The sequence below is a fragment of the Pseudomonas sp. IC_126 genome (genome assembly GCF_004331835.1).
Taxonomy (GTDB): domain Bacteria; phylum Pseudomonadota; class Gammaproteobacteria; order Pseudomonadales; family Pseudomonadaceae; genus Stutzerimonas.
Genome location: NZ_SJSS01000004.1, coordinates 24,880 through 44,446, shown reverse-complemented (window position 1 = coordinate 44,446; position 19,567 = coordinate 24,880). Strand labels below are relative to the sequence as shown.

General features: G+C 60.7%; 21 protein-coding genes and 1 pseudogene. 14 read left to right on the top strand and 8 right to left on the bottom strand.

Annotation, left to right across the window (positions count from 1 at the left end):
* The 3 genes from E0D86_RS13565 to E0D86_RS13555 are packed head-to-tail and all read right to left on the bottom strand — an operon-like array spanning position 1 to position 1,441.
* Complete coding sequence (locus tag E0D86_RS13565) at positions 1-414, bottom strand: curli assembly protein CsgF (RefSeq protein ID WP_131650573.1); 414 nt, start codon at positions 412-414, stop codon at positions 1-3.
* The gene (gene csgE / locus E0D86_RS13560) at positions 411-794 is read right to left on the bottom strand and encodes a curli production assembly/transport protein CsgE (protein WP_131650572.1); all 384 of its coding nucleotides are present in this window, start codon (positions 792-794) and stop codon (positions 411-413) included. Before csgE ends, E0D86_RS13565 begins: the two co-directional genes overlap by 4 nt.
* Positions 791-1,441 carry a response regulator transcription factor gene (locus tag E0D86_RS13555; protein ID WP_131650571.1) on the bottom strand — a complete coding sequence of 217 codons (651 nt, stop codon included), beginning with the start codon at positions 1,439-1,441 and terminating at the stop codon, positions 791-793. Before E0D86_RS13555 ends, csgE begins: the two co-directional genes overlap by 4 nt.
* 241 nt (positions 1,442-1,682) lie before the next feature.
* On the opposite strand from E0D86_RS13555, the gene E0D86_RS13550 reads away from it, so the two are divergent.
* From E0D86_RS13550 to E0D86_RS13535, 4 genes are all read left to right on the top strand, one after another.
* A complete protein-coding gene (locus tag E0D86_RS13550; RefSeq protein ID WP_131650570.1) occupies positions 1,683-2,318 on the top strand; it encodes a LysE family translocator in 636 nt (211 codons plus the stop codon).
* Positions 2,319-2,409: 91 nt separating this feature from the next.
* A complete protein-coding gene (locus E0D86_RS13545; protein WP_131650569.1) occupies positions 2,410-2,871 on the top strand; it encodes a VOC family protein in 462 nt (153 codons plus the stop codon).
* Entirely contained in the window at positions 2,871-3,695 is an 825-nt protein-coding gene (locus E0D86_RS13540; RefSeq protein WP_131650568.1) for an aldo/keto reductase, read from the top strand. Before E0D86_RS13545 ends, E0D86_RS13540 begins: the two co-directional genes overlap by 1 nt.
* An 83-nt stretch (positions 3,696-3,778) precedes the next feature.
* Positions 3,779-4,750 (top strand): SDR family oxidoreductase, encoded by a 972-nt coding sequence (locus E0D86_RS13535; RefSeq protein WP_131650567.1) that lies wholly within the window; start codon positions 3,779-3,781, stop codon positions 4,748-4,750.
* A gap of 17 nt (positions 4,751-4,767) precedes the next feature.
* Here E0D86_RS13535 and E0D86_RS13530 read toward each other — a convergent pair whose 3' ends face one another.
* On the bottom strand, positions 4,768-5,637 hold the full coding sequence (locus tag E0D86_RS13530) for a DUF6279 family lipoprotein (protein WP_131650566.1): 870 nt from the start codon (positions 5,635-5,637) through the stop codon (positions 4,768-4,770).
* Positions 5,638-5,848: 211 nt separating this feature from the next.
* Here E0D86_RS13530 and E0D86_RS13525 point away from each other — a divergent pair, with 211 nt between their 5' ends.
* A complete protein-coding gene (locus E0D86_RS13525) occupies positions 5,849-6,040 on the top strand; it encodes a hypothetical protein (RefSeq protein ID WP_131650565.1) in 192 nt (63 codons plus the stop codon).
* Between the two features lie 6 nt (positions 6,041-6,046).
* Here E0D86_RS13525 and E0D86_RS13520 read toward each other — a convergent pair whose 3' ends face one another.
* The 4 genes from E0D86_RS13520 to E0D86_RS13505 all read right to left on the bottom strand — a co-directional run bounded on the left by E0D86_RS13520 (position 6,047) and on the right by E0D86_RS13505 (position 8,592).
* Entirely contained in the window at positions 6,047-6,580 is a 534-nt protein-coding gene (locus tag E0D86_RS13520) for a hypothetical protein (protein ID WP_131650564.1), read from the bottom strand.
* Between the two features lie 78 nt (positions 6,581-6,658).
* Positions 6,659-7,420, bottom strand: a complete 762-nt coding sequence (locus E0D86_RS13515; RefSeq protein WP_131650563.1) for an ABC transporter substrate-binding protein — start codon at positions 7,418-7,420, stop codon at positions 6,659-6,661.
* 160 nt (positions 7,421-7,580) lie between these two features.
* A complete protein-coding gene (locus E0D86_RS13510; protein WP_131650562.1) occupies positions 7,581-8,303 on the bottom strand; it encodes an RNA pseudouridine synthase in 723 nt (240 codons plus the stop codon).
* Between the two features lie 109 nt (positions 8,304-8,412).
* Entirely contained in the window at positions 8,413-8,592 is a 180-nt protein-coding gene (locus E0D86_RS13505) for a hypothetical protein (RefSeq protein ID WP_131650942.1), read from the bottom strand.
* Positions 8,593-8,745: 153 nt separating this feature from the next.
* Here E0D86_RS13505 and E0D86_RS13500 point away from each other — a divergent pair, with 153 nt between their 5' ends.
* From E0D86_RS13500 to E0D86_RS13465, 9 genes and pseudogenes are all read left to right on the top strand, one after another.
* Positions 8,746-9,903 (top strand): PQQ-dependent sugar dehydrogenase, encoded by a 1,158-nt coding sequence (locus E0D86_RS13500; RefSeq protein ID WP_131650561.1) that lies wholly within the window; start codon positions 8,746-8,748, stop codon positions 9,901-9,903.
* A gap of 23 nt (positions 9,904-9,926) precedes the next feature.
* A pseudogene (locus E0D86_RS21415) lies at positions 9,927-10,118 on the top strand (hypothetical protein); the annotation flags it as partial.
* A 123-nt stretch (positions 10,119-10,241) separates the two neighbouring features.
* Entirely contained in the window at positions 10,242-11,078 is an 837-nt protein-coding gene (locus E0D86_RS13495; RefSeq protein ID WP_131650560.1) for a S1 RNA-binding domain-containing protein, read from the top strand.
* Between the two features lie 422 nt (positions 11,079-11,500).
* The gene (locus E0D86_RS13490; RefSeq protein WP_131650559.1) at positions 11,501-12,658 is read left to right on the top strand and encodes an outer membrane beta-barrel protein; all 1,158 of its coding nucleotides are present in this window, start codon (positions 11,501-11,503) and stop codon (positions 12,656-12,658) included.
* Positions 12,659-12,700: 42 nt separating this feature from the next.
* On the top strand, positions 12,701-13,234 hold the full coding sequence (locus E0D86_RS13485) for a polysaccharide biosynthesis/export family protein (protein WP_131650558.1): 534 nt from the start codon (positions 12,701-12,703) through the stop codon (positions 13,232-13,234).
* Positions 13,234-15,432 carry a polysaccharide biosynthesis tyrosine autokinase gene (locus tag E0D86_RS13480; RefSeq protein ID WP_131650557.1) on the top strand — a complete coding sequence of 733 codons (2,199 nt, stop codon included), beginning with the start codon at positions 13,234-13,236 and terminating at the stop codon, positions 15,430-15,432. The genes E0D86_RS13485 and E0D86_RS13480 overlap by 1 nt, the downstream gene beginning before the upstream one ends.
* Positions 15,433-15,573: 141 nt before the next feature.
* Complete coding sequence (locus tag E0D86_RS13475; protein WP_131650556.1) at positions 15,574-16,920, top strand: UDP-glucose/GDP-mannose dehydrogenase family protein; 1,347 nt, start codon at positions 15,574-15,576, stop codon at positions 16,918-16,920.
* A gap of 15 nt (positions 16,921-16,935) precedes the next feature.
* Positions 16,936-18,315, top strand: coding sequence for a lipopolysaccharide biosynthesis protein (locus E0D86_RS13470; RefSeq protein ID WP_131650555.1), 1,380 nt, complete (start codon positions 16,936-16,938; stop codon positions 18,313-18,315).
* Positions 18,312-19,541, top strand: a complete 1,230-nt coding sequence (locus E0D86_RS13465) for a glycosyltransferase family 4 protein (RefSeq protein WP_131650554.1) — start codon at positions 18,312-18,314, stop codon at positions 19,539-19,541. The genes E0D86_RS13470 and E0D86_RS13465 overlap by 4 nt, the downstream gene beginning before the upstream one ends.
* The last annotated feature ends 26 nt before the right edge of the window (positions 19,542-19,567 follow it).

The window sequence follows — 19,567 nt, the reverse complement described above, 5'->3', positions numbered from 1 at the left end:
TCAGTTTTCGCCGATGACGATTTCGGACACTTCGCCGGTCAGCCGGTCGGTGATGCTTACAACCAAGTTGCCGAGGTCGTCGTTGATGACATTTACGATGAAGTCATCCGTTGTGACCGACCCGGTCTTGCCGTCTCTAGCATCATTAAGCAGATCGCCAAGCAGCCGTGATTCCAACTGACTGGTGAAACGGTCCAGCGCCGAGGTGCCGGACAGCGAGGAGCGGTCGATCGCGTCCGGGTCCTTGGTGTCGTTTTGGGCCTGGGCATTGCCCAGCAGCCAGGCGCCGTTCAAAGGGCTGCCGCCAAAGGACGGATTGACTGGCGTATAGACCAGTTCGGTTGCCGTAACGGCAGAGCTGAGCAACAGCCCGGCCAGGAGAATGCCGGTGGTTTTTTGTTGTGGCCGGTTCATAACTCATCCTTCGCAAGATCAATGGTGTCTTCGAACATTGCTTCAACTTTCTTACGGTTTATCTCTTGCAGCACGTAATCCGCCGCGTCATAAGCGGTTTGCTCCATGTCGCCGACGTTCGGTTGCAGAAAGCGGCGGTAGAGCGGTTGGTTGTTCTGCTCGACCCATACCAGAATGCCCCAGCGTGCCGACGGTCTTTCCTTGACCGCCAGGTTGAAGTCCAGGGAGCTGGTGTCGTTCAGGCGTTCGCAGAACTTGCGGTAGAACTCCTGACCGGATCGGGTAACGGTGTTGTTGGTAATGAAGCCCTTGAGCTCTGCTTCTTCGGCATATGCCTGCGCAGCGAAAAGCAGCATCAGGCACAGGCACGCGGCCTTCATGTGCCGGCCTCGCTCACGTGCCCCAGCACCAGCGACGCACCCTGCGCGCGGTTGGATGCGCCCAGTTTGCCCAGCGCGTTATGGATATGGCTCTTGATGGTGTGAGTGCTCAGGTGCAGGCGGTCGGCGATTTCCGAGTTCGAAAGCCCCTTGCCTGCTAGCGCGAGGATCTGCTTTTCGCGCACCGATAAATCATCGATGGCGCGCGACGCATGGGTCAGTTGACGATAGCGACCGAGCAGTTTTTCCATCAGCGCGCGGGGCAGCCAGTCGCCACCGTTGAGCATGACAATGATGCCGCGGCTGAAATTGCTGCGGCTTGTGCTTGGGTAGAAGACGCCCTTGATCCAAGGGTGTAGTTCCAGCAGCCGGCGTGCCTGTTCCGGCTGCGCATTGACCAACGCGGTGACGGTATCGCGCAGCTGCCGGAGTAGGCGCAGGCATTCGTCATCGGTAAAGCTGCCGACGTCGACAAGTAGCAGGTCTGCATCGCTCACGCCGGGGCGAAGCGCGTTGCTGCGCGTCAGACGCAACTGAGCGCTGTCGTGAAGATGTTGGTGAAATGAGTTATCCAGCAGCTCGCTGTTGGACAACAGGACGAGACGCGCTGAGGGGGCGACGAGGGCCGTGCGGGCTTCATCGATCATGTGCATTTCCTTTGCTGTTCATGGCTGTGTCGGGCTGCGCCCGCGATCCTTGCCGGAGGCCTGGCGCTTTGACATTAACGCTAACAAGGTAGTTCAGCGGGGTGACAATAAAAAGTCGGAACTGTGAGTGCATGCCAGTTTTCCGACGAACTGCCTGCGCGGGTTCGAATTGCAAGCCTGGAAAGCCGAAGTCCGCTCGACTACATTCAGTGTCTTTCCTGCTCATGACTGGAGAGCCGAAATGTCGGACCCGGCGTTCTGGTTGGTCTTTTTCTCGGCTGCTCTGGCGCTGAACCTGTCGCCCGGTCCCGATCTGCTGTTCGTGCTGTCGCGTACGCTCTCCGGTGGGCGGCGTGTCGGCGTGGCCTCGGCATGCGGCGTCTGCAGTGGTGCTCTGGTTCATGTGGCAGCCGCCGCGCTGGGGATTTCGGCGATTCTGGCTACTTCGGCGCTGGCCTTTACGGTGGTCAAGTATGTCGGTGCGGCCTATCTGCTGTACCTGGGCATCCAGGCGTTGCGCTCTGCGGGTGCCGGTACGCAGCTCAACCTTGGAACGGCGCCGCGGACTACTGCCTGGCAGGCCTATCGCCAGGGCATTCTCGTGGACATTCTCAATCCCAAGGCGGCAATTTTCTTCATGGCGTTTCTGCCGCAGTTCGTGCGTCCGGACCAGGGCGCGGTGGCGCTGCAGCTATTGGTGCTGGGTGTGTTAGTCGTTCTGGTGGCAATCGTCGTGGAATGCACGCTCGTGCTGCTGGCGGCTCGTGCCAGCTCGGCGCTACGCGGCAATCAGCGACTGAGCCAATGGCTCGATCGTGTCCTCGGGTCGGTGCTGATCGGCCTGGGTATCCGCCTTGGCTTGGCCGAACGCGCATAACCGTGGGAACGTCGGCGCCCTTATCGGTCTGAATGCGTATGCGGTGCGTCTTGTACGACGGCGATGGCCGCGGCAATCGGAAGGAGCTTTCATGTCCCTGTACAGCAAAAACACCACATCCAATCTCATCCCCTGTCTGCATTACCGTGACGTACCCGCGGCGCTGGACTGGCTGTGTCGAGTGTTTGATTTCGAGCAGCATCTGGTGGTCGAGGACGCGCAAGTGGGCGTCATTCACGCGCAGCTCAATTTCGGTAGCGGCATGCTGATGCTCGGTCCGGTTAGCGATTCAGAATATGGTCGCCAGGTGCGGATGCCGGACCAGGTGGGCGGTGTTTCCACGCAGAGCATCTATGTCATCGTCAACAGTGCCGATGCGCTCTATACCAAGGCCAAGGCTGCCGGGGCGGAGATCGTCATTGAGTTGAAAGACGAGGATTACGGTGGCCGAGGCTTCAGCTGCCGCGACCTGGAGGGTCACCTGTGGAATTTTGGCACCTACGATCCCTGGGCCGAGCCGGTCGCTGAGCAGAACGTGCGAGGGAACGGCTGATGCGCACCCTGATACTGACAGATGGAACCGAAGTCCCTGTGATTGGCCAGGGCACTTGGCACATGGGTGAGAATCCGGCCGAACGCAACAACGAGGTAGGAGCGCTGCGCCTCGGCATAGAGCTGGGCATGACGTTGATCGATACCGCGGAAATGTACGGCGAGGGCGGTGCGGAAGAGGTTGTCGGTGAAGCGATACGCGGTCGTCGCGACCGGATCTTTCTGGTCAGCAAGGTTTATCCGCACAACGCCAGCCAGAAGGGCGTACCGGAAGCCTGCGAGCGCAGCTTGCGTCGGCTCGGTACCGAATGCATCGATCTGTATCTGCTGCACTGGCGCGGCCAGTATCCGCTGGCGGAAACCGTCGAAGCCTTCGAGCGGCTCAGAGAGCAGGGCAAGATCCGCCGCTGGGGGGTGTCGAATCTCGATCTGGACGACATGCGTGAGCTGAATGCACCCGCTTGTGCGGCCAACCAAGTGCTCTACAACCCTAGCGAGCGTGGGATCGAATTCGACCTGCTGCCCTGGAGCCAGGCTCAGGGTATGCCGGTCATGGCGTATTGTCCGTTGGGGCAGGGCGGTGCGTTGTTGCGGCATTCGGCAGTGGCCAACGTTGCCCGCCGACACGGTGCGCAGCCCGCTCAGGTGGCGTTGGCCTGGGCCTTGCGCCAACCCGGCGTTTTGGTAATTCCCAAGTCTTCCAACCCGGCTCATCTGCGCAACAATGCGTCTGCCGCAGAGCTGCAGTTGACGGCTGAAGATCTGAACATCCTCGACGATGCCTTCCCGCCACCGTCTCGCCGGCAGGCGCTGCAGATGGTTTGACCCCGACGATCCTCCGGACGGCGGGGAATGTTTGCCTCGCCGCGGCTGTCAGCTGTTAACGACAGCAAACCGGAGAATCGGGCATGACTGAAAACAGACTCGAAGGCGCGGTGGTGGTCATCACCGGTGCGTCCAGTGGTATTGGGCGCGCCACCGCACAAGCATTCGCACGTCGGCGTGCCCGTGTGGTGTTGGCTGCACGTGACGAGGAGGCGTTGCAGGAGGCGGCTGAAGAATGTTGGGCGCTCGGCGGCGAGGCGCTTGTGGTACCAACCGACACGACCCTCAGCGACTCGGTGGAACAACTGGCCACTGCCGCTGCCGAGTTCGGCCAAGGACGCATCGATATCTGGATCAACAATGCCGGGGTCGGTGCGGTCGGCACATTCGACGAGACGCCACTGGATGCTCACGAGCAGGTCGTGCAGACCGATTTGATCGGCTATCTGCGAGGCGCGCATGTGGTGCTCCCTTACTTCAAGCAGCAGAACGCCGGCATTCTGATCAATACGCTCTCCGTCGGCAGTTGGGTGCCGCAGCCATTCGCGGTGGCCTATTCGGCCAGCAAGTTCGGCCTGCGCGGTTTTTCCCAGGCGCTGCGCGGTGAGCTGGCGCAATGGCCGGGAATACATGTGTGTGATGTATACCCATCGGTGGTCGACACCCCCGGTTTTCGCGACGGCGGCAACTATGCCGGGCGTTCGCTGCAACCGCCGCCACCGCTGTGCGATCCCCGGCAGGTGGCCGAGGCGATGATCAGCCTGGCGTTGCATCCTCGCCATACCACCTCGGTTGGGATGGTGGCGACCTTGCTGCGCTTCGCGCATTTCGTGACGCCTGGTTTCAATCAGCTTTCGGGACTGCTGACCGGTGCCGCGCTGCGGCGTGCCGATCGAGTGGCGCCTTCTTCCGGCAATCTGTTCCATCCAGCACTGGGCCAGCGGCGAATAGATGGCGGATGGCGTAAAGACAGCCACCCGCAGCGCACCTTGATGCTGGCTGGAGGGGTTGCGGTAGGCGTAGTCGGACTGCTGTTGTGCTGTCGTAAACGCTAAGGAGGCCGCAGTCAGCGCTACTCCGGCAAGCAGGCCAGCGAGCCCAGATCCTTGCGCACGTTCTCCAATTGGCTGTCGAAATGGCTTCGCTGGTCAGTATCGGACATCGCGTAGAGGTCGCTGGCCAAATCCAGGGCAGCCTGTTCGATGCGGTCGAAGGCCGCTCGGTACTCGGCAGTCCAGAAGGCTTCGCCGCCTTGTAGCAGCCGCGCGATGCGATCATCGAATCCCACTTCGTGACGCTGGGCGACCGCGGCGCTCAGGGCGTGTTGCCATTGCACCCGGTTGTCCAGCCACAACCGGTTATGTTCTCCGAGGCTATGCGCCCAGACGAGAATGCGCTGCCGTTGCGCCGCGCTGATCGTACCCAGCCAATGCTCGACCCGCTCGCCCATGCGTTCGGCACGCTCTCTGATCTGCTGGTCCAGTGGTGGCTGCAAGTATTTTTCGGCCCGCTCGCGACGGTCTTTCTCTAGCGCCTCGTTGAGCGTTCTGACCTGTGCATCGTCAAGATCACGCAGAAGCTGCGTGGTGGTCGGGGTGATCTCTTCGGTAATTGCCTGAATCGCCTGTTTCGCATGCTGGTAGTGAGTGCGCAGCGTGGCCTCGTTGATTTCATCCCGCCGAACCTGGTGCTGCAGCTGTCCGATGATGTCGAGATAGACCGGTAATTGCGTTTGGCAGTGCCAGCTCAGATGGTCGCGCAGCTGCGCGCGGAAGCGCTTCTCCTGAGCGCGATCCAGGTCCAGATAGTCGTCGATCCACCACGGGATCAGCGTGTCCAGGTTGCGGTACGCGAGGTTGATGCGGCTGCAGCCGGCGATGATAAGCGTGAGTGCCACCAGCAATAGGAATGGCTTGCAGCCAAGTGTCTGACGGATCTGCATCGGAGCCCTCGTCTTCTCGGTATGGGCATCTCTCGATAAGGACGAAATGGCCTTCTCGCCTATTAATAGAACGACAGGACGTCCCGGCAGTTCGAGCCAAAACAGCAACGGTTTGTTTCGGCGAGAAAAACGGTCGAACTTGTGGTCCCTTTATTGAAGAGGGCGTGCCGCCGGCACGCCTGCAATAACGGTAATAGACGTGGAGGTAGGCATGCAGACGACGATCAGACAGCTGACCGGAGACCAGGTACCGCAGGGCTGGCGCCCGACCTGGGTGACTTGCTGGGTGGTGGAAATGGACGGCAAGACGATCGCCGGCCCCTATGCCACGCGCGAAGAGGCGCAAGCCGTGATGGATGGGGAGCAGGAACCCAAGGTATCGCAGACACCTACACCCCGGTGAGGCAGATCACAGGCATTTAGTGGGGCAGGGATCGACCCGCTCGGGTATTGGTGGCGGCGGCTCGACGAGCTGGGAAACCAGCTCCAGAGCTTTGTCGAAGGATGGATAGCCGCTGCGCGCAACATCCAGCTCGGCGTAGGCCTGGCGATATTCCTCGGCCTTGGTGGCGTCGCGTTCGTCCAGCAGATAGGGCTCCTGGTGCATTTTGTAGAGCAGCGCCGTCGCATGCGGGTGGCCCTTGGCGCGCGCCTGTTCGAGCAGGTTCAGCACGCCCGCTTGTTGCGGTCCCTGGCGTATCAGCAGCAGTGCCTGATAGAACTCGATTTCGCCGTGCTCGTCGAGGTGAGCACTGCGTTCGAGCAGGGCGTCGGCCAGTTCATAGCCGTCTTCGTCGCCAATGGAGATGAGAATCTTGGCCTGCAAAAGATCGTTCTGATAGAGCAGTCGCTCCGCACGACAGGAGCTGCCCGGTTGGTCACAGGGTTGAGAGGCGCAGCCGCCCAGGACGATGAGCAGTCCGAGTAGTAATGAGTTCTTCATCGCTGCCTTGTTCTCTGGATTGTTTATATGTGTCAGCGCGAGTTCTGACCTGCGAGTTTCGTTTCTGTTCAGCCTGACTCATGGCTCGCTGGCGATGGGCTTGAGGCCATAGTGAAACAGAAGGACCTGCCACTCGGGGTTAGCTGGAAGGGTGCTGAGCAATTGATCAAGATAGTCTTTCACCGCTTCGTCCAGCGTGTCGGTTATCAGCATGTGCCGCGCGAACTGGTACAGGGGCGTTGACGATATGTATAGCTCGCCCGGCTTATGTTCCTTGCGGTAATGGAGCAGGGTGGAGCGAGCGATCAATAAAGTATTGATGCGCCCGGAGAGCAGCTTCTCGAGGTTCTGCAGATCGTTGTGTACATTCTGGCGTTCTATCGCACCCTTGGCGATATCTTCCTCAAGTCCCTGATACCGGTGGCCGAGCACGCCACCCAGAACCAGGCCGTGCAAGGATTCCGGCCCTTCATATTCAACCGGCGCATCGGGTAGTGAGACGAATACCTGTTGATCGATCAGTAGCGGTTCCGACCATCTGGCGTTTGCTGTCTGCGCGGCAGTGAAAAAGCTCGGCGTTGCCCAGAGCAGGATGCCGGGGCGGTTTCGGGCGAGGCGAATGTCCACACGCTTGCGCGGTAGCTCCACTAGCTCGAAACGGAAGCGGCCACGGTTGGCCGGGTCGCGATTGAGCAGTTCGACGAACGCGTGCGAAAGGCCCTGCCCATCGCCGAGTATGAATGGGGGCGAGAAGTGATAGTTCCACACCTCGATCCGCTGTTGCGCGGTGCAGATCGAAGGCAGTAGAGCGAGCATGAGCACCACAACGAGTCGTTGCATGGCGCACCTTCAGAATGATGGCGAAGCGGCCGGTCCAGGACTCGGTGATGCTGCCCGCGGATGGCTTTTGCCTGTTCGATGATGAACAAGCATAGTCGACAGGCGGCAGGGAGCGAGCAGCCAGGCTGGTTCGTTTTTTTGCCGAGAGGCTGTTTCCGTTCTAGAAGCGTTCGTGCTCGCCGAGAAAGCGCCACTCGCCGACAGGCAGTTTGGCCATCGACAGGCGACCGACGCGTATGCGTTTGCAGCTGAGCATCTGCAGGCCGATGGCTTCGCAAAGTTGTCGCAGATCGCCCGCTTGCGGCGCCTTGAGCACGATGCGCAGACGGGTTTCGTTCTGCCAGCTGGCCTTGGCTTTCGGCAGGATCCGGCCACGGTGCCCGATGCCTTTGGCCAGCAACGCCAGGCCACCTTCCTCGGGTTCGCCGGCGACTTCCACGATGTATTCCTGTTCGAGCTTGTCGCGAGGGTCGGCGAGTTTGCGGATCACCTCGCGCTGCTGGCTAAACACGACCAGTCCGCTGGCATCCGGCTCCAGCGTTAGCAGTGCGGTCTGACGAGCGAAGTGCCGATCACGCGGTGCGAGACGAGCATCATCGCCCGTCCAGTGAGTGGCCTTGGCGAGCTGTTCCATGGCGCCCGCCGGGTCTGCGGCGGTTGCCTGGCCGGCCGGTTTGTGCAGCAGCAGCGTGACGGGCGGCAGCTCGGCTGCGATGGCGCCAGGCAGGAGTTCGATTCGCTGGTCGCCGACCTTGAAATAGGGGGCTTCGATGACCTGCCCATCGACGCTGACCCAGCCACCCTCGATGTACAGCTCAGCCTCACGCCGCGAACAGCCGAGTTGCTCGGCGAGGCGTTTGGACAAGCGTATCGGGTCGGTCATGGGTATCTCGGATGTCGCGGGAGGGGAAACCCGGCGAGCCACTGCAGTACTGCGTGACAGCTGAAGCTCGCGGTCAGGTGTTGCGGGTTTACTGCTTAGCTATTTATTTCTATTTCTTACTGATGGTGATCTGCCGCGATGGGCCTTGAGTCTGGCCACTGACGCCGTTGGGAATCTTCTGAACTTCACCGCCGGCCTTCAGAAAGGCTGCCATTTGCTCGGCCAAGGACTGGCTGGTTTCGCTGGCGGGTTCGGGTTTGCGTTTCGCGGATGTGGTCTTGGAGGCCATCGTCATCGGATTCCTGTGGATCAATCGAACCGGCCATTATACAGATCTGGCTAATTTTTGTTCGATTTTTCCTTGAACGGTCATCAGGTGAGCAAATCGCTTCGTCTATGGTCTTCACTAGATACCTGCCCGTTTCGCTCCGGAGGATTCTTCATGCCGCGCCATGCCATTCGCGCCATCATCTGCTGCACCACGCTTTCCTGTTCGACCCTCGCGGTCGCCGAGGTCGAATATTTCGACAGCGAGCAGGGTCGTGTCTCCGTCGAAGAAATCGCCACCGGTCTGGAGTACCCCTGGGCCGTTGCCTTCCTGCCGAACGATGCTGGCATGCTGGTCACAGAGCGTCCCGGCAGGTTGCGTGTGGTTGACGGCAACGGGCAGCTTTCCGAGCCGCTCGACGGCATGCCTGATGTCTATGCGCAAGCGCAGGGCGGGTTGCTGGACGTGCAGCTATCGCCCAGTTTCGCGCAGGATCGGTTGGTCTACCTCAGCTATGCCGAAGAAGGCGAGGGCAAGGCCGGCACCACCGTGGGGCGTGGTCGGCTGGCCGATGACCTGAGCGGGCTGGAAGATTTCACGGTCATTTTTCGCCAGCAGCCAAAGCTCTCGAACGGCATTCATTTCGGTTCGCGGCTGGTCTTCGATGGCAGCGGCCACTTATTCATAGCGCTGGGGGAAAACAACCAACGACCTACCGCTCAGGACCTGGACAAGCTGCAGGGCAAGCTGGTGCGGATTCACCCGGACGGCAAGGTTCCGGACGACAATCCGATGGTGGATACCGAAGACGCCCGGCCAGAAATCTGGTCCTACGGTCATCGTAATCAACAGGGGGCCGCGCTCAATCCCTGGAGCGGCGCACTCTGGACGCATGAACATGGCCCGCGTGGCGGCGATGAAATCAATATTCCGCAACCGGGGCTCAATTACGGCTGGCCGCTGGCGACTCATGGCATCAATTACAGCGGCCAGCCGATCCCCGAAGCCAAGGGTAAAACCGTGGACGGTACCGAGCCGCCGCACTATGTCTGGGAGCGTTCGCCCGGCATCAGCGGCATGGCGTTCTATGATGCGGAACGCTTCCCCGCATGGCAGCACAACCTGTTCATCGGCGCGCTGGTGGACCAGTCGCTGATTCGCCTGCAACTCGACGGCGACAAGGTGACCCATGACGAGCGCTTGCTGAAGGATCTCGGCGCGCGAGTTCGCGACGTTCGCCTGGGACCCGACGGCTATCTTTATCTGCTGACCGACTCGGCCAGCGGCAAGCTCCTACGCGTTAGTTTCGATGCGAGCGAAGGCGGACGTTGAGGGCATCTCATCGAGAGTGCTTGCACCTGCGCGCCTACGACGTCCCCACCGCCCAAGGAGTTGCGCAAGTGGCGGTCGCCGGCCGGCGGGCAGGCCGCTCCGATGACCATCTGAGTCGTGCGGGCCGTCAAATAGTGGTCGTGGTGGCCGGCGGTCATGGCGCGCTCGGAACCAAAGCGGGCGATTCGATCATCGCCTATGCATTGCCGCAATGAGTTACTCGGGGCGGACTTACGTCCAGCCTTACCCTTGTTTCAGTGCTATTCAGCTAACCGGTCGGACGCTGGCGTCCGACCGGCCTGCTAGAATCGCCGCATTCGACTCACAGGATCTTTCACATGGCCGCAATCGGGCGCTTCAATAGCATGCAAATCGTCAAGCACACCGGTTTCGGCCTTTACCTGGATGGCGGTCCGGATGGCGAAATCCTGTTGCCCAATCGCTACGTCCCGAAGAATGTGCCGACCGAGGTCGATGACTGGCTGAACGTCTTCGTTTACCTCGACAGCGAAGACAAGCTCATTGCGACTACGGAGAAGCCGAAGGTGCAGGTGGGCGAATTCGCCAGCCTCAAGGTCAAGGAGATCAACCGCGTTGGGCTGTTTCTCGACTGGGGGCTGACCAAGGATCTGCTGCTGCCGCATTCCGAGGAAAAACGCCAACTGAACGAGGGCGACTACTGCGTCGTTCACGTCTACCTCGACAAACACACCCGCCGCATCACCGCCACGGCGCGGCTGGATCGCTACCTGGACAAGACGCCGCCTCGCTACAAGGTCGGCGAAGCCGTTGACTTGCTGGTCGTGGAGGCGACCGACCTTGGTCACAAGGCGATCATCAATGGCAAGCATTGGGGGCTGATCCACAAGAACGAGGCGTTCAAGTTCCTGCGCAGCGGTATGCACGAAAAGGGCTTCATCAAGGAAATGCGCGCCGACGGCAAGATCAGCCTCAGCCTCCAGCCGGTGGGCAGCGAAGCCGCTGACGCCCTGCAAGCGCTGATTCTGCAGAAGCTGCAGGAAAACCAGGGCAGCCTGCCGGTCAGTGACAAAACCGCAGCCGATGAGATCGCCCGGTTGTTCGGTGTCAGCAAAGGCAATTTCAAGAAGGCCATCGGCGGCCTCTACAAGCAGGGCCGTATCGTCATCCATCCGGATCGCATCGAGCGCACCTAATTCGTTGGCGCGGCCACTGCAGCCAGGCGCCGACGTCCTTCTCCTCTCCTACGACTGCGCGCAGGCGCTGGGCTTTCCTGCGCCGGCTGTCTTTGCGTGACGCAGCCAAGTAGCTCGTCTCGATCAGTCGTTGCTGAATGTTACAGGCCTGTCGTTTGATCGCTGACTGTAGCGTTCACGACCTTGACTCCAGCAAGGCCGCAGCTTCAGTACTTGCCGATATGCACATAACCGGTGGCGCTAGCCTGTCCTGATGGGCCGTTGCGCGTGCGTTTATGGCGCTTTGTTCCGCCTCGCCCATTGATTCTGCAACTGTCCGGGATATTTGCGGTCTGTTGCGTGTCTATGCCTCCTCACAAGAACAGGCGTCGCGGCCAGAGTGCAGGCATGAACAACTATTTATCTCCGAGAAGGGATTCCATATGAGGAACATCACGCTTCCAGGTGTATCGCTACTGTGCCTTGTCGCTACCAATAGCTGGGCAGAGAACGAGCCGCAGGATATTCGCATCGGTGGTTTCGAGTTCACGCCTACGCTGGTCGTACGCGAGAGCTACGACGACAACTATCGCGGCTTGTCGGATAACGAGCAGGCGTCCTGGGTTACCGGAATCAATCCGACCTTCCTGCTCGGCACAGGGAACCGCAATAGCGAGTACGAACTCGAGTACTCGTTCAATAGCGACATCTTTCATTCGGACTCCGAAGCCAGTAATACCGACCATCACCTGCAGCTCAGAAGTGTCATGGAATTCACGTCTCGTCATCGCTTGAGCTGGGGGCTTGCCTACCATCGCGTAGAGGAAACGGCGGATACCGAAGTCGATACCGAAAACGACAAGTACAGCCGGGCCATCGCCCGCGCGGCTTACCGCTTCGGTGCCCAGAGCGCGCGCAACCAGCTCGAGTTCGGTACCAACTACGAACAGCGTCGGTACCACAACAGCGACAATCTCAACGCCTCCGAAGAACGCGATAGCCTGATGTTCAACTCCATCTGGTTCCATCGTCTTGGCGCCGACACGCGCTCACTCGTCGAGGTTCGTCACACCGACCACGATTACAAACTCTCCAGTGCGCTGCGCGACAGCACCAACGTGGCGCTGCTCGGCGGTATGACCTGGGAAGGCGGCGCGAAGACATCCGGCTCGGTCAAGGTCGGTGCCGAGCGCAAGGACTTCGACAGCGATCAGCGTGAAGATTTCACCAGCCCCATGTGGGAAGTCGGCGTTACTTACAGGCCACGTACGTATTCGGCATTCTCGATCGATTCCCGCCGTGCTTTCGATGAGGGTGACGACGGTGCCAGCACCATCAATGATTGGACGACCGTCGCCGCCTGGAATCATGACTGGACGTCGCGCATATCGACCGAACTGCTCTACCGCTTCTCGGATCGCGAGTACGAAGGCATCAACCGGGACGACGAGCGCACCGGCTACGGCGCCGGCGTGACCTGGTCGCCGGATCGCTGGATCGATGTGACCCTTTCATACCTCCGGACGGAGAACGATTCCAACTTGGACATCGAAAGCTACGACCGAAACGTTTACCTGCTGAGTTTCGACCTGAGCCTTTGAGGCCGGGCAGGACATTAACCCGTGCCTAAGGAGGAGCCAATCATGCGCATCCCGAACATCTTCAAATTCCTTTCCGTGCTCGTGCTGCTGGTATTCAGCGCAGCGGCCAGCGCCGCGCAGTACCAGTTGGGGTCGGGCGACATCATTCGTATCAACGTACACGGCGAGCCGGACCTCACCTTCGAAGAGATTCGTCTGACGGACGCCGGAACCTTCACCTTTCCCTTCATCGGTGAAGTCGATGCCAACGGCAAGACGCCGGGCGAGGTGCGCAACCTGCTGGTCGAGAAGCTGAAGGATGGCTATCTGATCGACCCGCGCGTGTCGGTATCGGTTGCCAACTATCGGGAGTTCTACATCTCCGGCGAAGTGAAGCTTCCCGGCGGCTATCCATTCCAGCCTGGGCTGACCTTGGATCGGGCCATCGCCTTGGCTGGAGGCCTGACCGAGCGCGCATCTACCAGGCGCATGACCATCGTTCGCGGCTCCGAAGGCAGCCGCGCCGAAGAAAAAGCCACCATGAACACATTGGTTCGCCCCGGCGACACGATCAACATCGATGAAGGATTCTTCTGATGAACAGCCCAGTTCGCCCGGATCGGCCATGGCAGCGCCCCGTCGGGCCGGCAACCGATAGCGATTTCATAGACCTCAAGAAAATCTGGCACGCGGTCTGGTCGCGCAAGTGGGGGATTGCCCTGCTGGTGGGCATCGTCGCGCTGCTCACGATCATTCTGCTGTCGCGGATGACGCCTATTTACAAGGCCGTCGCGACGGTGCTCATCGAGACGAAAGGCACGCCGGTATTGTCTTTCCAGCCTGCGTCCGACTCCCCTGTTGAGCTCAGCGAATACCTGCAGACCCAGCTCAGCCTGATGCAGAGCCGCGGCGTTGCCGAGCGTGTGGTGCGCGATCTTAATCTGACCGAGCACCCCGAGTTCGACCTGCGTCAACAGTCCGGACCGCTGATCGACTTCAGTGGCATTGCCGCTGCCCTGACCGGTGAAGAGGAAGAGGCGCCTACCGAAGCGCAGATCCTCGACTACGCCACTCAATCCCTGATGGAGCGGACGTCGGTATGGGTCGAAGGCAAGAGCCAGCTGGTCTATCTGTCCATCGCGATGGCCGACCGCATGACCGCCGCCGAAGCGACCAACCAACTGGCGCAGGCCTATATCGAAGCGCAGCTGGAAGCCAAGGTCGACATGTCGATGACCGCCGCCAGCTGGATGAACGAGCGTCTGGTCTCCCTGCGTGAAAATCTGCAGGACTCCGAAGACCGTCTCCAGGCCTACCTGGACGCCGAAGGTCTCGTGGATCTGGATGGTGTCGGCACCATCAGCGCCAACGAGCTGTCGCTGACCGGTGACCGCATGATCGATGCGCGTCGTCAACGGGCCGAAGCCGAGAGCCAGTATCGTCAGGTCGAATCCATGCGCAGCCAGGGCTGGGAGCGTCTCGCCAGTGTGCCGGCCGTTCTGGGTCACCCGCTGATTCAGCAGTTCAAAGCGGATCAGGCACATGCCCGGTCGCGTGTCGAAGACCTGTCCCGCCGTTATGGTGATCGTCATCCGTCGATGGCTTCCGCCCGCTCGGATCTCAACGCGGCTACAGCCAGTCTGCGACAGCAGGTCGAGCAGGTAGTGGCGAGCATCGAGCGCAACTATCAGTTGGCGTTGGCCAATGAAAACTCTCTGCGTGCTTCGTTCGACGAGAACAAAGGCCGCATCCAGGACATCTCGCGCAAGGAATTCAAGGTGCGTGACCTTCAGCGTCAGGTCGAAAGCGACCGCGCGCTGTACGACACCTTCATGACCCGCCTGCAGGAGACCACTGCGACTTCGGACCTGAGCACCACCAATGCCCGCGTGGTCGATTCGGCCATCCCGCCGACCGAACCCAGCGCGCCGAACAAGAAGCTGATTCTCGTCGTGGCGTTGTTCCTGGCCCTGGTAATTGGCGTTATTCAAGCGATCGTCCGCGAAATTCTCGACAACACCTTCAAGAGCTCCGAAGAAGTCGAAAACAAGCTCGGGCTGCCGGTCATGGGCATCGTTCCGATGGTGCCGCGCAAGCTGCGCAAGGAAGTCAGCCATCTGTTCGAACGCAGCGGCGACAAGCGCTTCTGCGAAGCCGTGCGGACCATCCGTACCAACCTTTTGCTGAGCGAAGCCAATCAGCCGCGGCAGGTGCTGGTGATCACGTCCACGGCGCCGGACGAAGGCAAGAGCTCGGTATCGGCCAACCTCGCGTTCGCCATGGGGCAGTTGCATCGTGTGCTGCTGATCGACGCCGACCTGCGCCGCGCGACCCTCGACAAGGCGTTCGACTTCAAGCCGGGTACGCCGGGGCTGGTCAATCTCATCGGCGGCAACGCCAAGCTCGAGGAGTGCATCCACACGGTCGGGAACGTCGACATGATCGCTGCCGGTGCGGTGCCTTCCAACCCGCTCGAACTGCTGTCCTCGCCACGCTTCGCGAAACTGCTCGAAGTGGTCAAGGGCCGCTACGACCGCATCATCATCGACTCGCCGCCGAGCCAGGCGGTCAGCGATGCCGCCGTGCTGTCGACCCTCGCCGATGCGGTGATCTATGTCGTCAAGTCTGACGCCACGCTGATTCCGCATGTACAGAAAGGTGTGAGCCAGCTGCAGAACAGCAATGCGCCGCTGACGGGTGTAGTGCTCAATGCCGTCGATATCGAGAAAGCCAAGAAGAACGGTCAGTTCCGTGGCTATTACGACCACTACGGCTACAGCGAGCAGACGGTCTAAGCCGGCTCGTTCATCCGTCACGGGTCAGGTTCGGCCAGCAAGGAACCTGACCCGTTTGAATCTGCCCAGTTTTGCGCCACCGGCCACCGAAAGGGTCGCGCCGAGGCATGCCTGTTTCAATGTCTAATCGAGGATCCTGCTATGAACATCACCGTCGTTGGAAGCGGCTACGTTGGGCTGGTTACCGGTGCCTGTATCGCTGAAATGGGCAACAGGGTTTACTGCGTCGACGTCGACAAGACCAAGATAGAGAACCTCAAGCAGGGCATTCTGCCAATCTACGAGCCAGGCCTCGAAGACATCGTCGTCGAGAACCACACCTCAGGACGTCTGCATTTCACCACTTCGCTGAGTGAGGCGGCCGAGCAGTCTGAAGTCTTCTTCATTGCTGTCGGCACCCCGCCTGGCGAGGACGGTTCGGCGGACTTGCGCTATGTGCTGGAAGTCGCTCGGCAGATCGGCGATACCCTGAGCGGCCCGGCGATCGTGGTGAACAAATCTACCGTGCCGGTTGGGACGGCGGACCTGGTGCGTACAGCGGTGGCGGAGCGTCTCGAAGCGCGCGGCGTCGACATCGAATTCTCGGTGGTATCGAACCCGGAATTTCTCAAGGAAGGTGCGGCGGTCGATGACTTCATGCATCCCGACCGGATCGTGATCGGCGCCGACAACGATCACGCTCGCGAGGTCATGAGTGCCCTCTACGCGCCCTTCATCCGCAACCGCCCGCGCACCATGTTCATGGGCATCCGCGATGCGGAAATGACCAAGTACGCCGCCAACGCGATGCTGGCGACCAAGATCTCCTTCATGAACGAAATCGCCAGCCTTTGCGAGCGCCTCGACGTGGACGTCGAGAACGTGCGCCTGGGCATCGGCTCGGATGAGCGCATCGGCTACCACTTTATCTATGCCGGGTGCGGCTATGGCGGTTCGTGCTTCCCGAAAGACGTCAAGGCACTGATCAACATCGCTCACCAGAATGATTTCGAGCCCAAGCTGCTGCAGGCGGTCGAGGCCCGTAACGAACAGCAGAAGCACTCGCTGTTCAATAAGATTTCCACCCACTTCAACGGTGACCTCAGCGGCCGGACCTTTGCCGTTTGGGGCCTGGCGTTCAAGCCGGGTACCGATGACATGCGCGAAGCGCCGAGCGTGGTGCTGATCAACAGCCTGATCAATGCCGGCGCCAAGGTGCGCGCCTTCGATCCGGTCGCGCGCGAGACAGCGCGCCGCGAGTTCCCTGAAAGCTGGTTCACCGAAGGTCGCCTGCAGATTGTTGAAGGCCAGTACGAGGCCGCCATCGATGCCGATGCCCTGTGCCTGGTGACCGAATGGAAGCCATTCCGTCGTCCGGATTTCCGTGCGCTGAAGCGCTTGTTGAACACTCCGCTGATCATCGATGGGCGTAACCAGTACGACCGCGAGCAGGTCAAGCGCGAAGGCTTCAGCTACTACGGCGTAGGCCGTCAGCCGGTTCAGGCCTGAACGAGGGGCTAGCGAGTGAGCGCTATCGAACAGCCCAACATGCGCAGCGGCTCCGCCCCAATCAGGGAGCGGCTGGCCGCGCTGCTGCGTGGCGGCCTGCGTAGCAAGCTGCTGCGCAACATCCTCACCGTGGTGACCGGCACCGCCGGTGCGCAGGCGATCACGCTGGCGTTCATGCCGGTGATCACGCGCATTTACGGGCCGGAAGCTTATGGCGTGCTGGGCACCTTTCTCAGCGTGACCATGATGCTGATTCCGGTCGCGGCGCTGACCTATCCCATCGCCATCGTGCTGCCCAAGCGTGATGGCGATGCCCGGGGCCTGGTGCGGCTGGCGCTGACGATTGCACTGGCGCTGGCTTCGGTGGTTGCGCTGGGGCTGTATCTGTTCGGTGTGCAGCTGACGACCGCGCTGGAGATGCAGATCATCCAGCCGTTCCTGATGCTCATCCCGTTCGTGATGTTCTGTGGCGCGGCACTGGAAATCTGCCAGCAATGGCTGTTTCGCACCCAGCGCTTCCGTATCACGGCGAGCGTGGCGGTCGGGCATTCGCTGCTGTTCAACTCGATGCGGACCATTGCCGGGTTGGTGCAGTCCTCGGCTTTGATGCTGGTGTGCACCACTGCGCTGCAGCAGGCGTTGCACGCGGCCATGTTGGGCCTGGCGATGCTGCGGGCCAAGCCCCACGAAGATAATCACGCCAGTGAAGCGGGGCAGGAGCGCCCCGGTATGCTCGAACTAGCCCGTCAGCACAGCGACTTTCCCAAGTTCCGCGCCCCGGTGATGCTGATCAATGCCGTCTCGCAGCATCTGCCAACCCTGGTTCTCGCGGCGTATTTCGGTCCGGCGGCCGCTGGGTTCTTCGCATTGTGCAAACAGGCGCTGACCATGCCGACCAATATGATCGGCAAATCGGTGGCCGATGTTTATTACCCGCGCATCAGCCGCGCCATTCACGACCGGGAACCGGTCGCAGCCATGTTGTTGAAGGCGACCACCGCGCTGGCGTTGGTCGGTCTGGTGCCGTTCTCGTTGGTGGTGGCGCTCGGGCCCTGGATGTTCGCGTTTGTGTTCGGTGAGCAATGGCATGTGGCAGGTGAGTACGCCCGCTGGCTTGCGCTGGCCGAGTACGTGATCTTCGTTTCGCGCCCGTGCGTAGTGGCGGTCCCGGCGCTGTCGCTGCAGGGCCGGTTCCTTCTGTTCGAGATATTCAGCACCAGCTTGCGCGTGCTTTCGCTGTTTGTCGGAGCACTGCTGGTCGGTAGTGCACTGGCAACTGTGCAGGCCTTTGCCGTCGCCTGCATCGTCATCTATTCGTCGCTGATCGCGATCGTGCTGATTGCCGCGCGCCGGTGGTATGCGGCCCAGCGTATTAAAGAGAGCCTAGATCAATGAAGGTTTTGCATTTGGTCGCTGGCGAATTGACCGGAGGCGCTGCTCGCGGCGCGTACTGGTTGCACCAGGGGCTGCGCTCGCTGGGGGTCGATTCCCGCGTCTATACCAATAGCCAGGTCACCCATGGCGATACCTCGGTGGTATCCGTCAGCCGCAGCAAGAAAGACAAGATCATCAGCATCGCCAGAAGCCAGGCCGACCAGGCGTTCGCCAGTTTCTACCGTGGACGCCAGTCGGGCATGTTCAGCGCTGGCGTGATGGGTGCCGATTTCACCAAGAGCGATGAGTGCCGTGAGGCTGACGTGGTGCATTTGCATTGGGTCAACGGCGGTTTCGTCGATATGAAGCACCTAGCTCAGCTGCGCAAGCCGGTGGTCTGGACAATGCGTGACATGTGGCCGATGACTGGTGGCTGCCATTACGCCATGGGCTGCGAGAAATTCACCACCGGCTGCGGCAGTTGCGATCAACTCGGCAGCCGCTCCGACCGAGACTTGTCGCGCTTCGTGCTCAACCGCAAACGCAAGTATCTGCCCAAATCGATGAAGATGATCGGCATCAGCGACTGGGTCTCCGAACAGGCCCGGCAGAGCCTGCTGTTCCGCGACTTCGACGTGCGCACCATTCATAACAACGTCGACGCCAGTGAATTCTTCCCGCTGGACAAGCAGCTGGCTCGGCAACTGCTCGGGTTGAATACCGAGAAGAGGATCATCCTCACCGGTAGCACCAGCGCTAAGGACACTTACAAGGGCTTCGGCAAATACCTCGAGATGCTTAAGCACCTCGATCCGGCCAAGTATCACCTGTGCTTCTTCGGCAAGCTGGACCAGTCCGTCGCCGATAGTTTGGGCTTCGACTACACCTCGTTCGGCTATCTGCACGACAGCATCTCGCTGCGCCTGCTTTATTCGGCCGCCGATGTGTTCATCGCGCCGAGCCTGATGGAGGCGTTCGGCAAGACGCTGGCCGAAGCCATGGGGTGCGGCACTCCCGTGGTGTGCTTCGACGCCACCGGCCCGAAGGACATCGTGACCCATAAGCACGACGGCTATAAGGCCGCGCCCTTCGATGCCAAGGGGCTGGCCGACGGCGTCGAGTGGGTCACGGGCGAGGCGGACTATCCACAGCTCGTGCTCAATGCGCGGGAAAAGATCACCAGCACATTCGACAGTCCTGTCATCGCCAGGCAATACCGGGCGCTGTATGAGGAAATGCTCGCATGAGAGGCCCGTCTGTCCGCACCAGGCCG

Bases quoted from the DNA above. Each gene is read 5' to 3' on its own strand.
- E0D86_RS13510 (WP_131650562.1), bottom strand. From the start codon at position 8,303: ATGACCGACCCGATACGCTTGTCCAAACGCCTCGCCGAGCAACTCGGC.
- E0D86_RS13485 (WP_131650558.1), top strand. From the start codon at position 12,701: ATGCGCATCCCGAACATCTTCAAATTCCTTTCCGTGCTCGTGCTGCTG.
- E0D86_RS13550 (WP_131650570.1), top strand. From the start codon at position 1,683: ATGTCGGACCCGGCGTTCTGGTTGGTCTTTTTCTCGGCTGCTCTGGCG.
- E0D86_RS13565 (WP_131650573.1), bottom strand. From the start codon at position 414: ATGAACCGGCCACAACAAAAAACCACCGGCATTCTCCTGGCCGGGCTG.
- E0D86_RS13540 (WP_131650568.1), top strand. From the start codon at position 2,871: ATGCGCACCCTGATACTGACAGATGGAACCGAAGTCCCTGTGATTGGC.
- E0D86_RS13520 (WP_131650564.1), bottom strand. From the start codon at position 6,580: ATGAAGAACTCATTACTACTCGGACTGCTCATCGTCCTGGGCGGCTGC.
- E0D86_RS13480 (WP_131650557.1), top strand. From the start codon at position 13,234: ATGAACAGCCCAGTTCGCCCGGATCGGCCATGGCAGCGCCCCGTCGGG.
- E0D86_RS13530 (WP_131650566.1), bottom strand. From the start codon at position 5,637: ATGCAGATCCGTCAGACACTTGGCTGCAAGCCATTCCTATTGCTGGTG.
- E0D86_RS13515 (WP_131650563.1), bottom strand. From the start codon at position 7,420: ATGCAACGACTCGTTGTGGTGCTCATGCTCGCTCTACTGCCTTCGATC.
- E0D86_RS13525 (WP_131650565.1), top strand. From the start codon at position 5,849: ATGCAGACGACGATCAGACAGCTGACCGGAGACCAGGTACCGCAGGGC.
- E0D86_RS13465 (WP_131650554.1), top strand. From the start codon at position 18,312: ATGAAGGTTTTGCATTTGGTCGCTGGCGAATTGACCGGAGGCGCTGCT.
- E0D86_RS13475 (WP_131650556.1), top strand. From the start codon at position 15,574: ATGAACATCACCGTCGTTGGAAGCGGCTACGTTGGGCTGGTTACCGGT.
- E0D86_RS13495 (WP_131650560.1), top strand. From the start codon at position 10,242: ATGGCCGCAATCGGGCGCTTCAATAGCATGCAAATCGTCAAGCACACC.
- E0D86_RS13490 (WP_131650559.1), top strand. From the start codon at position 11,501: ATGAGGAACATCACGCTTCCAGGTGTATCGCTACTGTGCCTTGTCGCT.
- E0D86_RS13545 (WP_131650569.1), top strand. From the start codon at position 2,410: ATGTCCCTGTACAGCAAAAACACCACATCCAATCTCATCCCCTGTCTG.
- E0D86_RS13555 (WP_131650571.1), bottom strand. From the start codon at position 1,441: ATGATCGATGAAGCCCGCACGGCCCTCGTCGCCCCCTCAGCGCGTCTC.
- E0D86_RS13505 (WP_131650942.1), bottom strand. From the start codon at position 8,592: ATGGCCTCCAAGACCACATCCGCGAAACGCAAACCCGAACCCGCCAGC.
- E0D86_RS13500 (WP_131650561.1), top strand. From the start codon at position 8,746: ATGCCGCGCCATGCCATTCGCGCCATCATCTGCTGCACCACGCTTTCC.
- E0D86_RS13535 (WP_131650567.1), top strand. From the start codon at position 3,779: ATGACTGAAAACAGACTCGAAGGCGCGGTGGTGGTCATCACCGGTGCG.
- csgE (WP_131650572.1), bottom strand. From the start codon at position 794: ATGAAGGCCGCGTGCCTGTGCCTGATGCTGCTTTTCGCTGCGCAGGCA.